The organism is Mycobacterium sp. ITM-2016-00318 (assembly GCF_002968285.2).
Taxonomy (GTDB): Bacteria; Actinomycetota; Actinomycetes; order Mycobacteriales; family Mycobacteriaceae; genus Mycobacterium.
This window is the reverse complement of record NZ_CP134400.1, coordinates 5,310,108-5,322,625: the sequence shown is the minus strand read 5'-3', so window position 1 is coordinate 5,322,625 and position 12,518 is coordinate 5,310,108. Positions and strand designations below refer to the sequence as shown.

Below are 12,518 nucleotides of genomic sequence, written 5' to 3'. Positions count from 1 at the left end.
GGGTCGGGTGAGCGGCGCTTCCCCCCTTCGCCAGGTGATCAGCGGTGCGTCGATCGGTAATGCCGTCGAGTGGTACGACTTCGCGATCTACGGCTTCCTCGCCACCTTCATCGCCGCCAACTTCTTCCCCGCCGGGGACGACACGGCGGCACTGCTGAACACCTTCGCCATCTTCGCGGCCGCGTTCGTCATGCGTCCGCTCGGCGGTCTCGTGTTCGGTCCGCTCGGCGACCGGATCGGCAGACAGAAGGTGCTCGCCGTCGTCATCCTGCTGATGTCGGCCTCCACGCTGGCGATGGGCCTATTGCCGACGTACGAGGCGATCGGCATCGCCGCACCGCTGCTCCTACTGTTTCTGCGTTGTCTGCAGGGATTCTCCGCGGGTGGCGAATACGGCGGCGGCGCGTGCTATCTCGCCGAGTTCGCCACCGACAGGCGACGTGGTCTCACCGTCACGTTCATCGCGTGGTCCGGTGTCGTCGGGTTCCTTCTCGGCTCGGTGACGGTGACCCTGCTGCAGACGCTGCTCGGCGACGCCGCCATGGATTCCTACGGGTGGCGCATCCCATTCCTGATCGCCGGACCGCTCGGGCTCGTCGGCTTGTACATCAGGCTCCGGCTCACCGACACTCCCGCGTTCCAGGCGCTGGCCGCATCGGACGAAGTCGCCGGCTCGCCACTGCGCGAGGCCGTGCGAACGGCATGGCGGCCGATCCTTGCGGTGATCGGCATCATGATCATGTTCAACGTCGGCTACTACGTGGTCTTCACCTATCTGCCAACGTATTTCATAAAGACGCTGCACTTCTCGAAGACCACCGCGTTCGCATCCATCACGGTGGCGTGTGCCGTGGCGATCGTGCTCATCCTGCCGCTCGCGGCACTGTCCGACAGAATCGGGCGAAAGCCGTTGCTGATAGCGGGAACTCTTGCGTTCACGGTGCTGGCCTACCCGCTGTTCCTGCTGCTGAACACGGGCTCGGTGGCCGCGGCGATCGCCGCGCACGCACTGCTGGCGGCGATCGAATCCGTGTACATCTCAGCGGCCGTCGTGACCGGCGTCGAGCTGTTCGCGACCCGCGTGCGCTACAGCGGCTTTTCGATCGGCTACAACCTGTGCGTCGCCGCGTTCGGCGGCACCACGCCCTACCTGGTCGCCTGGCTTACCGGCAGCACCGGCAACAAGCTTGCGCCCGCGTTCTATGTCATTGTCGCCGCGGTGGTTTCGCTCGGCACGGTGTTGACGCTGAAGGAGTCCGCCGGGCGCCCGCTGCCCGACTCGGTTCGGGCAGAGGTCGCGGCCCGCTGACACCCCACGAGTTCACGGCGTACGGCCCGTCGCACTGGGCCGTCCTCGCGGTGTTCGCCATCGTCGCGGTTCTGCTCGTCAGGGTGGGGCGCAGGCAGACCGACGCGCAGTCGCGGACCCTGGGAAGGGTCATGGGCTCAGTGACAGCGCTGATCTACGCGGCGGTGCTGATCTACTCCTTCATCCCGCCGTCTCGCTGGTCGCTGCCACTGCAGTTGACGGATCTCGCTACCGCCGCTGGCGCGTATGCGCTGTGGTCGCAACGGCATTGGGCGGTGGCGCTGACGTACTACTGGGGTCTGGTGCTCAGTGTGCAGGCACTGATCTCGCCCGTGCTGAGAGGTCCCGACTTTCCCCACTACCAGTTCCTCGCATTCTGGGCGATCCACCTGCTCGTCGTGTGGGCGGCCATCTATCTGACGTGGGGTCGCGGCTTCCGACCGACATGGCGCGACTACCGGTTCGTGGCCTGCGTGACGCTGGCCTGGGCGGCGATCACGATGACGTTCAACGCCCGTGCCGGCACAAATTACGGCTTCCTCAACAGGAAGCCGGGCACCGCGTCGCTGCTGGACCTGTTCGGTCCGTGGCCGCTGTATGTGCTTGTGGCGTCGGTGCTCGTCGCGATCGTGTGGGCGCTGATGACGTGGCCGTGGGAGCGGATAGCATCGAGGCGATGACCATTGCCCTCAGCTTCTCCGACACCATCGCCCTGCTGCACCTCGGCGACGACGAAAACCGCTTCTCGCCAGAGTTTCTCGACCAGTTCGAGGCACACCTCGACGATGCGATATCGGTCGGCGCACACGCGCTGGTGACCGTGGCGACCGGCAAGTTCTACTCCAATGGCCTTGACCTCGACTGGCTCGCCGCCCATGGCGACCAGACCGGGTGGTATGTCGGGCGCGTGCAGGCGCTACTGGCCCGGATGCTGACACTGCCGATGCCCACCGCCGCGGCCATCGGCGGCCACAGCTTCGGCGCGGCCGCGATGTTGGCGTTGGCGCACGACTTTCGGGTGATGCGGATAGACCGCGGCTACTTCTGCTTCCCTGAAGTCGACATCCGCATCCCTTTCACGCCCGGCATGGCGGCGCTGATCCAGGCCAAACTGACCCCGCAGGCCGCGGTGTCCGCCATGACCACCGGCAGGCGGTTCGGCGGTGCGGAGGCCGAGGCGATCGGGATCGTCGACGCCACCGCGAAAGAGGATGCCGTCATCGGGACGGCGCTGAACATGCTTGCACCGCTTGGCCTCAAGGACCCCGGAACGATCGGCGCGATCAAGAACACCATGTTCGGGCAGGCGGTGGCCGCGCTGAAGGCGGTCTCCTAGGCACTGCGCACGTGTGGGGGTACCCCCACCCGAAGGGTAGGGGGAGAGCAATCAGGCTTCGACCTTCACCTTCGCCGCGGCCGACTCCGGCATGGGTTCGTACCGGGCGAAGGCTCTTGTGAACGAGCCCGCGCCGTGCGACAACGAGCGCAGGTCGATCGCGTAGCGCGTCAACTCCACCTGGGGCACTTCGGCTTTCACCGCGGTGCGGTACTCGCCGACCTTGTCGGTGCCGAGTACGCGGGCCCGGCGACTGGAGAGGTCGCCCATCACAGCGCCGACCAGATCGTCGGGTATCAGCACCGACACCTCGTCGACAGGTTCGAGCAGTTTCACCCGGGTTGCGGCCGCCGCCTCGCGCAGCGCCAGCCCACCGGCCATCTGGAAGGCGAAGTCCGACGAGTCGACGCTGTGCGCCTTGCCGTCGTAGAGCGTCACGCGGATGTCGACGACCGGATAGCCGGGGCCGACACCCTTCTCCATCTGTGCGCGGACACCTTTCTCCACGCTCGGGATGAACTGTCGCGGCACCGCGCCGCCGACCACCTTGTCGACGAACTCGAAACCGGACCCTTCGGGCAGCGGCTCCACTTCGATGTCGCAGACCGCGAACTGGCCGTGGCCGCCGGACTGCTTCACGTGTCTGCCGTGCCCCTTCGCCGAACCGCCGAAGGTCTCCCGCAACGGCACCCTCAGGTCGATCTTGTCGACGCTGACGCCGAACCGGTTAGCCAGGCCGTCGAGCACAACGCCCGCGTGCGCCTCGCCCATGCACCACAGCACGATCTGGTGTGTCTCCGGGTTCTGCTCGATACGCAGCGTCGGATCCTCGGCGGCCAGCCGTTGCAGGCCGACCGACAGCTTGTCGTCGTCGGTCTTGGCGTGCGGCTGGATCGCGACGGGCAGCAGCGGTTCCGGCATCGTCCACGGCCGCAGCACCAGCGGATCGGCCTTGTCGGACAGCGTGTCTCCGGTCTCGGCACAGGACAGCCGGCCGATCGCACAGATGTCACCTGCCACCACGGTGCCTGCGGGCCGCTGCTGCTTGCCGAGCGGAAAGGACAAGGCGCCGATGCGTTCGTCCTCGTCGTGATCCTCGTGCCCCGCGGCGGTGCCGTTAGGCGCCGAAGAACCGAAAAAAGAAGAAAAATGGCCCGACACATGAACCGTCGCGTCGGGCCTGATCGTGCCGGAGAAAACCCGGACGAGGCTGACCCTGCCGACGTAGGGGTCCGACGTCGTCTTGACCACCTCGGCCAGCAGCGGGCCGTTCGGGTCGCAGGACAGCGCGGCGCGGTCCTTGCCCTGCGGGGTGAACACCTCGGGCAGTGGATGCTCCAGCGGCGAAGGGAAGCCGCTCGTCGCCACCTCTAGCAGCTCCCGGGTTCCGACGCCGGTACTGCTGCAGACGGGAATGACGGGGAAGAAGGAGCCGCGGGCGACGGCCTTCTCCAGATCCTCGATGAGCACCTTTTCGTCGATCTCTTCGCCGCCGAGGTAGCGCTCCATCAGCGTCTCGTCCTCGGACTCCTCGATGATGCCCTCGATCAGGGTGCCGCGCTGTTCGGCGAGCCGGTCGGCATACGAGGAGTCCGGCTCCTTCGTCGAGCGCTTACCGCCGGTGTACTCGTAGTGCGTCTGCGAGAGCAACCCGATCAGGCCCGTGCAGGGAGAGTTGGCGGGCAGATAGAGCGGCAGCACCTTGTCGCCGAATGTGGTCTGGGCGGCGAGCAGGGCGTTGTCGTAGTTGGCCCTGGTGTGGTCGAGCTTGGTGATCACCACCGCGCGGGGCATGCCGACCTGCTGGCACTCCTGCCACAGCGTCTTGGTGAGTTCGTCGACGTCCTCGTTGGCCGGGATCACGAACAGGGCGCAGTCGGCGGCCCGCAGGCCTGCGCGGAGCTCGCCGACGAAGTCGGCGTATCCGGGGGTGTCGATCAAGTTGACCTTGACGCCGTTGTACGACAGCGGCGCCAGCGCCAGCCCGACGGACCGCTGCTGGGAGATCTCGGCCTCGTCGGAGTCGCACACCGTCGTCCCGTCCACGACGGATCCGGGTCTCGACAGCACGCCGGTAGTTGTCAGCAGCGCTTCGACGAGGGTGGTTTTGCCGCCACCCGATGGTCCGATGAGCACCACGTTCCGGATGGCGGCCGGACTGTCCGCGGTCGGGGCGGCTCCAGCGCCCGCCGAGGTATTCCCCTTGTCACCCATGACGGTCCCTCCGCCCCCGGGTCACTTCGTCGGGCCCGTGTGGCCTAAACCACAATTCTCCCATTCGCCACACAGTGCAAGACCCTTCTGACGTGGTCTAACGGCCTGTCTGGGGCTGTTGTTCATGATGAGCCACTAGACTGGACTTTGCTGGTCGGGTTTGTCGTGAAGGGATGAAGCGTTGCGCAGAGCTGTTCGATACACACTCGTCGTGGTGAGTGCTGCCGCCATAGCCATGGTAGGAGCGGCTCCCGCGGGCATGGCTGCGGTCCCCGGGCCCAGTAAGGACCTCAACGTCACCGCCATTTGGCCGGCCGCCGGCGACGTGGTCGGTGTCGCGGCGCCGATCGAAGTGACCTTCGCCGAACCGGTGACCAATCGGGCTCGCGCCGAGCAGTCGATCGACATCACGTCCCCCAAGACGCCCACCGGGCAATTCACCTGGCTGAGCAACCAGATCGTGACGTGGACCCCGGACCAGTTCTGGCCGGCCTATTCGCCGATCTCGGTGACGGCGGGCGGCTTCGCCACCAGCTTCGAGACCGGGTCAGCCGTCGTCGGCGTCGCCGACATCGACGCGCATACGTTCACCGTCAAGATGGACGATGTGGTGGTCCGCGAGATGCCCGCGTCGATGGGCAAATCCAAGTTCCCGACCCCCAAGGGCTCGTTCACCGCGCTGGCGAAAGAGAAGACGGTGATCATGGACTCGCGCACCATCGGCATCCCGCTGAGCGACCCGGAGGGCTACAAGCTCACCGTGTCCAACGCGGTCCGCATCAATTCGGGCGGCGTCTACGTGCACAGCGCGCCGTGGTCTGTCGGATCGCAGGGGTATGCGAACGTGAGCCACGGGTGCATCAACCTCAGTCCCGACAATGCCGCCTGGTATTTCGACACGGTGCGGGTCGGCGACCCTGTCATCGTGCAGGCATAGGCCGCGCTAGCCCGAAAGTTCCTGCAGCCGTTGCCGGGTGGCGTCGTCGGCGGGGAAGAACGACTCGATCGTCAGTTCGGAGAGCGTGACGTCGTGCGGGCTGCCGAAACTGGTGACGGTGCTGTGCAGTCGCAGGTCGCCCGCCGGGTGGGCCAAGTGCAGCGTCAGCAACAGTTCCGACGTCGTCGCGTCGGGTAGGTCGTCGAGTGTTTCTGCGACGCCCGGGTAGGTGCGTATCTCGGCCAGCAGCTCCGCGAGCCGGGCGTCGCCGGTGAGACGGGCCAGCCGCGCCAATCGGTGGCCGAGGTGGGCGGTCCATTCGGCGCGATTCCGGATGCGCGAGGACATCCCCTTCGGATGCAGGCTGAGCCGGTAGCTGTTGATCGGCGGCGCGAGCAGTTCCGGGTCCACGCCCTCGAGGAGCGGCCCGACGGCGCGGTTGGTCGACACCACGTCGCCCCACCGGTCGAGCAGCACCGCCGGATACGGCTCGTGACCCGCGAGCAGCCGCTTGATGGCTTCGCGGGCCTGTGCGGTCTCGGCACTGCCGAGGTCGGATTCGGCGTATGTCGGCGCATAGCCCGATGCGAGCATCAGCGCGTTGCGTTCGCGCAGAGGCACTTCCAGCTGCTCGGCGAGCGCGAGCAGCAAGCCCCGACTCGGCCGGGAACGACCCGTCTCGACGAAGCTCAGGTGGCGCGCGGAGATGCCGGTGTCCAGCGCCAGGTCCAGTTGACTGCGCCGCCGCCGCTGCCGCCACTGACGCAACAGCGCTCCGCCGTTCTCGGTCATGACAAGACCTTCCGCAGTTTCTCGGGAACCGGTCGTTTGGTCCAGTCGTCGGTGGACACCACGACGTAGACGTTGCGGCCGGCCACGGCAAGGATTTCGGCGGAGTCGTCCCGCCGTCGAAGAACCGAGAAACCGATGGTGAAACTCGTCGTCCCGACCCGTTCGCAGACGACCGCGACCCGAACCGCGTCGCGCCAACGCACCGGCGCCGCGTAGTCGATTTCGCTGTGCACCAACTGCATATCGAGACCGGCCGACATCAGATCCGGATAGCTGGCGTCGAGGTGGTCGAAATATCCGGTCAGCGCCTCGTCGAACCAGGTGAGGTAATGAGCGTTGAAGACGACGTTCTGTTGATCGATCTCGGCGAACCTGGGCACGATCGGCAGCGAGTACTCGGTCACGGCTCCATGATCACCCACGCGAAAGGGGCACCCCGAGGGGTGCCCCTTTCAACGAGAGCGGTGATTACTTGACGTCCACGTACACCGTCTTGCCGGTCACGGTGGTGGCCAGGCTGTCACCGGGGTTGCCCGAGTCCGTCCGCGAATAGGTTTGACCGGGTCGCACGGCGACGACGGTGGCTTCTTCGAGCGGTGTGCCGCCGACACGGTTGACGATGACGTTGTAGCCGTCGGCTTTGAGATCGTTGATGGTGTCTTGGGCGTTGCCCGGGCCTGCCGGCGCGGCGACGGCGGGCGCTGCCAGTCCGAGGGCCGCCGCGGTGAGTCCGCCTGCGACGAGGGTGGCTAATCGGAACTTCTTCATCTTTGGTGCCTTCTTCTCTTCTGTTGTGCGCGATCAGACGGGTCGGTCCGATCGCGGTTGGTGCCGGACTGTCGTGCCTTTCATCCGGTCTGATCGAATAAACCGGGAGGTCAGCAGTTCGATTTCCGCTGGCAGTAATTGATCGCCAGTTGGCAGGATTCTGCGCGTCGAAGGTATCGCGCGTCGTATAGAAAGGCGAGCAACGCCACTGCGGCTGTCCGGGTGAACACCGAACAGCAAAGGGTTATTCCCCGGCCGGACCGCTCGGCGCTTGGGCCTGGTCGGTGGGCTCGCCCGGCGGCTCCTCGGGCGGCGGCTGCGACGGCGGCGGCTCCGAGGAGGGCGGGCTGCTCGGCGGCGAGGACGGCGGGCTGCTCGGCGGTGAGGACGGCGGACTGCTCGGAGGACTGCTCGGCGGTGGTGACGGGGTAGTCGTCGTCGGCGGCGTCGTCGTCGGGGTGGAAGCAGGCGGTGCACTCGGTGGCGGTGGGTCTGCCGCAGGCGGTGAGCCGACCGCGGGTGCGGGAGCGCGCATGACCACCGGCGGCGGCGTCGAGATCGCCACCCGGGTCTTCGGCGCGGGGGCGGCCTGGATGTAGGACGGTGCCTCGACAGGCTGTTCGGGTGCGGCCGCGAGCCCGGACGGCGCAGCCGCCTCCGGTGCGGCCGGTTGCGGTGCCACGATGGTGGTCGTCGTTGTCGTCCCGGTCATCGCCGAGGCGTCGTTGCGGATGGCCATCACGGCCCCTGTGCCGACCAGCACCATCGCGGCGAACACACCGGCGCTGACGAGTATCGGGCGGTACCACGCGTCGGTGCGCGGCGGGCGCGGGCCGTCGCTCTCATCGGGTATGAAGTCGGCCACGGGCCGCGCCGCGCTGGCTCCGGCAACGGAATCCTCTGCGATCGGGGCGATCTCAGGAACGTCGTCGACCTCAGACCAGGCAATCGCGCGCATCGTGACCGACTGCACCGGCGATGCGACGGCCGTCATGCTGTCGTCCTCCGGCCGCCGGGCCGCAAGCAGTGCGGCGCCTTCGGCGGCGGTCAGTTCGGGCCGAGGGGTGGTGATCACCGGCACCCGCATCTGTTCGGAGAGTGCCGTCGTCACCGCAGGGATGTTGGCTCCGCCGCCGATGGACGCGATCGCCGCAAGGTCGGCGGGACGAATTCGATTGCGGGACAGTTGTTCCCATAACACTTCGACGAAAGCAACCAGCGGCTGGCGGATCTCGTCGTCGAGTTCTGCGCGGGTGAGCCGGACCTCGCCGCGGTATCCCGGCACATCGGCGAGCAGAGTTGTCACCGCGCCTCGGGACAGTCGTTCCTTCGCGCCGCGGCATTGGCTCCGGAGTCGATGCAGCGACCCGATCGCTGCGGTGCCTGCCACGCCCGCTGCGCCGGTGCTCGACAGATCGGCGATCACGTGTGCCAGCAGGGCCCGGTCGATGAGTTCACCCGAGAAGTCGGGGTGGCGCGCGGTCGCGCCGATGGGCCGGTAGCCGTCGGCGGCGTCGGCCAGGGTGATGCTGGTGCCGGTGCCGCCGAAGTCGCAGAGCGCGACCACTCCCCGGGTGGGCAGTCCGGGCTCGGCGTGCAACGCCGCCAGCGCGGCGGCGGCGTCGGACACCACCGTCATCCGGCCTGCGGCCGCCGACCACTCGGGCAACAGGGACAGTTCTCGGCGCAGGGCGGCGACGGCCGCGGGGCGCCAGTGCGCGGGGTAGGCGACGCCAGGCGCGTCGACCGGCGCGCGGGCCGCAGTGACGGCGTAGGTCAACGCGCGCAGTGCCGCGGCGATCAGCACCTCGCCACGGTGAAACGTGCCGTCGGCGGCCATGATGCCGACCGGGTCAGCGGCGCGGTCCACGAAGTCGGCGACGACCAGCCCGCGCTCGGCCAGCCGGGAATTCTCCTTCGGCACGCCGACCTCTGGTGGGCGGTGCGAATACAGCGTGAGGACGGCCTGCCGCGTCACGGCCGCCCGTCCCGGTATCACCGCGGCGACGTTGGTCGCGCCGACGCAAAGCCCTACACCTCGAGTCATGTCACGACGTCTATCGCCGCGGCGGGCTCAGGTATTACGACAGCGATCAGGCCTGCCAGCCGGACCAGCGTGCCACGGTGACGGCGATGACGGGCCCGTCGAGCGCGATGCGCTGGTATTGAACGTACTTGCGCCGCAGCTCGAAATAACCTGCCGCCATTTCCTCACCGCTGTAATGGATTTCAGCGCTACCATCGGCGCGGACCCACCACAGTCGGGACCAGTCGTCTTCGTAGTGGTCGACGATCAGGCTGACCGCGGGGTTGACTTCGATGTTGGCCATCCTGCGCAGTCGCTGGGTGGACTTGCGTTTTGCGTCGACGGCGGTGTAGATGACGTCGTTGCTCACGGCGAATACGATCGGGACCAGATGGGGTACGCCGTCAGCCCCTGCGGTCGCCAACTGGGCGACACGCGAGGACGAAAACCGTTCCCTCGCGTCGAACTCCGACATGTTGTTCTTCTCCGGTTGCGATTTCGCTCGGATGGTCAATAGTAAGGATTGTGAACCTGTCGTTCATTATCGGTGGGAGGACGGCCGATGCCCCCTAGCCGCGTTGCCGATGCGAAGCCGCGCAGCAGGCCAGGCCGTCCGCGCAGCGAGGAGTCGCGTACCGCGGTGCTGCGGGCGACTTCGGAGCTGCTGCACGAGGTCGGGCTGCGGGCGATGACCACCGAGGAGATCGCCGGCCGCAGTGGTGCGAGCAAGGCGACCATCTACAAGTGGTGGCCCAACAAGTACGCGGTGGCCTTCGATGCGTTCCTGTCCGAGATCATGGCGGAGTCACCCGACCCCGATACCGGCTCAGCGCGCGACGACCTGACCGCCGTGGTGCGAGGGCTGCTGCGCTTCTACACGGGGCGCAGCGGTCGCGTCTTCGCGCAACTCGTCGGCGAAGCGCAGAGCGACCCCTTGATCCAGCGGGAGCTCCGCACCAACCTGGTCGACTCCCGCCGTGAGTTGTTCCGGACGATCTGGGAGCGCGGCGTCGCGCGTGGCGAGCTGCGTGCCGACGCCGATCCGGATGCGGCCGTCGACATCGTCATCGGCCCGGCGCTGTACCGCCTGATGATGGGACACGCCCCGCTGACCGATGACGCGGCGGACGCTCTGGTGGACGTCGCCATGCGTGGCCTCGCCCACGGTGACTGACATCACCGGAGGTAGCGAGGCTTCTGGCGCGTGACGCTTGTTGAAACTAAACGTTCAGTTTCGATAACTGCAAGGGAAAGGGGTTCCACCATGAGACTGCGCAGTATTTCGGCTTTGGTCGGCGCGGGCGCCGCAGCCGCGGCAATCACGGTCGCACCCGCGGCATCGGCCGCACCCACCGGGCAGACGTGCACCTACGTCGGGTCGGAGACGACCCAGTGCCAGTCACCGGGCAACGTGCAGATCAACAGCGACCACCAGGTGACCTACCCGTACCAGTTCCCGTCCTACGGCAACGTGCTGCTCTTCCATCACGGCGGTGGACACCGCTAGACCGCGAGACTCACTGCCGAGGTCCCCGTGGCTGGGGCGCAACGCTCATCGGCCGCCGGGTAGCCGGCGTCCTGGTCACGCCGATCTCCGGCTCCTTCCTCGGCCTCGGCCGCACCGACGGCCTGACGACCGAGGGCGCCTGAGTCGCCGCGGACGGCTCAGGCGGCGGCGGTGCTGGCGGCGGCGGAGGTGAGGGAGGTGGCGGCCTTTCGCGTGTCGCGGTGGCCAGCGGCGTGGTGACCGCTGTCGTGGTTTGCAGCGGTGTGGACTCGTCGCTCGCCGACGGCTGCCGAAACACCAAGAGCGACACCGAGATCACGATGGCCGACAACGCGATGGCGCTGGCGATGAGCAGTGTGCGCGACTGCGGTGACCGGTACCACGGCGCGGTCGACACCGGTGTGAAGTCTTCGTCCCAGGTGTTCTCGTCGAACGCGTCGAAGCCGTCGTGCTCCCGCGACTGGTCCTCGGCCAGCAAGTAGTCGAGGTCCGTCCCGGACGCGTATGCATTCTCCTCGTCGACGACGTCGGCCCCGTCGGTCGTTTCCCGCAGGTAGTCGAAGTCCCCCGAGGCCTCCTTCTCCGGCACCCCTTGATATTAGCGTTACTACCTGGGGAAACACTCGGTCAACGTCGATAAAAGTGGACTCCCACGAACAGGATGCCGACGATGCGCAGCCCCGATAGGGTCTGGTCTGCCTGCAGATGGAGAAGGCCCGCCCGCACGTGAGGAGCCAAGACTGAACATGCGCACGTGAGGAGCCGAGACTGAATATGGCGAAGCGCATCCGGGAGGCGCTACCGCTGCTGCCGTTCTTCGCATTGGTCACGATCTTCCTCATCGTTCCGACGGTGACCGTGATCGTCAGCGCGTTCTTCGTCGACGGCGCGTTCTCGCTTGCCCGGATAACGGCCCTGTTCTCCGAAACCGCGCTGTCCGCGCTGTGGAAGAGCGTGCTGCTCTCGGCGAGCACTGCGATCATCGGCGCTCTGCTCGGCGCGGTGCTGGCCTGGCTGATCGTGAGCAGCCCACCGTCATCCATCCTTCGAAGGGCCGTGATCTCGCTGTGCAGCATCCTGGCCCAATTCGGCGGCGTCGCGTTGGCTTTCGGCTTCCTGGCGACCATCGGCCTCAACGGCGTGCTGACCGTCTGGGTGCAGCAGCACTTCGGGTGGAACCTGGCGGGATCCGGCTGGCTGTACAGCCTGTCGGGTCTGATCCTGGTCTACACGTACTTTCAGATCCCGTTGATGGTGATCGTGTTCGTGCCCGCGCTGGAAGGGCTGCGTGACCAATGGCGCGAGGCGGCGGTCAGCCTCGGCGCATCGACGTTTCAGTACTGGCGCCAGGTCGCGGTTCCGCTGTTGACCCCCGCGTTCCTCGGTTCGGTACTTCTGTTGTTCGCCAACGCTTTCGCGGCTTACGCCACCGCGGCGGCGCTGGTCAGCCAGGGTAGCCCGATCGTCCCGTTGCTGATTCGGGCCGCGCTGACCAGCGAGGTGGTTCTCGGCCAGTCCGGGTTCGCGTACGCGCTGGCGCTGGAGATGATCGTCATCGTCGCCATCGTGATGGCCGCCTACAACGCACTTGTCCGGCGCACCGCCCGGTGGCTGCAATGAGAAGAAGGT

14 protein-coding genes are annotated in these 12,518 nt (G+C 67.1%); 7 read left to right on the top strand and 7 right to left on the bottom strand.

Translation table 11 applies throughout. From position 1 onward, the window contains the following. The first annotated feature begins 7 nt into the window (after positions 1-7). From C6A82_RS26225 to C6A82_RS26215, 3 genes are read left to right on the top strand one after another with little or no spacing between them, the layout of a single operon-like run. On the top strand, positions 8-1,309 hold the full coding sequence (locus C6A82_RS26225; protein ID WP_199193715.1) for an MFS transporter: 1,302 nt from the start codon (positions 8-10) through the stop codon (positions 1,307-1,309). After that, positions 1,306-1,989 carry a TIGR02206 family membrane protein gene (locus C6A82_RS26220; protein ID WP_105344487.1) on the top strand — a complete coding sequence of 228 codons (684 nt, stop codon included), beginning with the start codon at positions 1,306-1,308 and terminating at the stop codon, positions 1,987-1,989. The genes C6A82_RS26225 and C6A82_RS26220 overlap by 4 nt, the downstream gene beginning before the upstream one ends. Then, the gene (locus C6A82_RS26215; RefSeq protein ID WP_105344489.1) at positions 1,986-2,645 is read left to right on the top strand and encodes an enoyl-CoA hydratase-related protein; all 660 of its coding nucleotides are present in this window, start codon (positions 1,986-1,988) and stop codon (positions 2,643-2,645) included. The genes C6A82_RS26220 and C6A82_RS26215 overlap by 4 nt, the downstream gene beginning before the upstream one ends. A 51-nt stretch (positions 2,646-2,696) precedes the next feature. On the opposite strand, the gene C6A82_RS26210 is transcribed toward C6A82_RS26215, so the two are convergent. Then, positions 2,697-4,859 carry an elongation factor G-like protein EF-G2 gene (locus tag C6A82_RS26210; RefSeq protein ID WP_105344471.1) on the bottom strand — a complete coding sequence of 721 codons (2,163 nt, stop codon included), beginning with the start codon at positions 4,857-4,859 and terminating at the stop codon, positions 2,697-2,699. Positions 4,860-5,094: 235 nt separating this feature from the next. Here C6A82_RS26210 and C6A82_RS26205 point away from each other — a divergent pair, with 235 nt between their 5' ends. Beyond that, positions 5,095-5,796, top strand: coding sequence for a L,D-transpeptidase (locus C6A82_RS26205; protein WP_105344473.1), 702 nt, complete (start codon positions 5,095-5,097; stop codon positions 5,794-5,796). 6 nt (positions 5,797-5,802) lie between these two features. Here the strand turns inward: C6A82_RS26205 and C6A82_RS26200 are convergent, their stop codons facing one another. The 5 genes from C6A82_RS26200 to C6A82_RS26180 form a co-directional block, all read right to left on the bottom strand. Continuing rightward, on the bottom strand, positions 5,803-6,588 hold the full coding sequence (locus C6A82_RS26200; RefSeq protein ID WP_105344475.1) for a helix-turn-helix domain-containing protein: 786 nt from the start codon (positions 6,586-6,588) through the stop codon (positions 5,803-5,805). After that, complete coding sequence (locus C6A82_RS26195) at positions 6,585-6,992, bottom strand: thioesterase family protein (RefSeq protein WP_105344490.1); 408 nt, start codon at positions 6,990-6,992, stop codon at positions 6,585-6,587. Before C6A82_RS26195 ends, C6A82_RS26200 begins: the two co-directional genes overlap by 4 nt. 64 nt (positions 6,993-7,056) lie before the next feature. Then, complete coding sequence (locus C6A82_RS26190; protein WP_105344477.1) at positions 7,057-7,356, bottom strand: hypothetical protein; 300 nt, start codon at positions 7,354-7,356, stop codon at positions 7,057-7,059. A gap of 244 nt (positions 7,357-7,600) precedes the next feature. After that, positions 7,601-9,403, bottom strand: a complete 1,803-nt coding sequence (locus C6A82_RS26185) for an Hsp70 family protein (protein WP_105344478.1) — start codon at positions 9,401-9,403, stop codon at positions 7,601-7,603. 46 nt (positions 9,404-9,449) lie between these two features. Continuing rightward, on the bottom strand, positions 9,450-9,857 hold the full coding sequence (locus C6A82_RS26180) for a TIGR03668 family PPOX class F420-dependent oxidoreductase (RefSeq protein ID WP_105344480.1): 408 nt from the start codon (positions 9,855-9,857) through the stop codon (positions 9,450-9,452). Between the two features lie 87 nt (positions 9,858-9,944). Between C6A82_RS26180 and C6A82_RS26175 the strand changes: the two genes are divergently transcribed. Continuing rightward, the gene (locus tag C6A82_RS26175) at positions 9,945-10,556 is read left to right on the top strand and encodes a TetR/AcrR family transcriptional regulator (protein WP_105344482.1); all 612 of its coding nucleotides are present in this window, start codon (positions 9,945-9,947) and stop codon (positions 10,554-10,556) included. Between the two features lie 90 nt (positions 10,557-10,646). After that, entirely contained in the window at positions 10,647-10,889 is a 243-nt protein-coding gene (locus C6A82_RS26170) for a hypothetical protein (protein ID WP_105344483.1), read from the top strand. Between the two features lie 10 nt (positions 10,890-10,899). On the opposite strand, the gene C6A82_RS26165 is transcribed toward C6A82_RS26170, so the two are convergent. After that, positions 10,900-11,478, bottom strand: a complete 579-nt coding sequence (locus tag C6A82_RS26165; protein ID WP_158261623.1) for a hypothetical protein — start codon at positions 11,476-11,478, stop codon at positions 10,900-10,902. 185 nt (positions 11,479-11,663) lie between these two features. On the opposite strand from C6A82_RS26165, the gene C6A82_RS26160 reads away from it, so the two are divergent. Beyond that, positions 11,664-12,509: an ABC transporter permease subunit gene (locus tag C6A82_RS26160; RefSeq protein ID WP_105344485.1), complete on the top strand. Its 846-nt coding sequence runs from the start codon at positions 11,664-11,666 to the stop codon at positions 12,507-12,509. Positions 12,510-12,518: the final 9 nt, after the last annotated feature.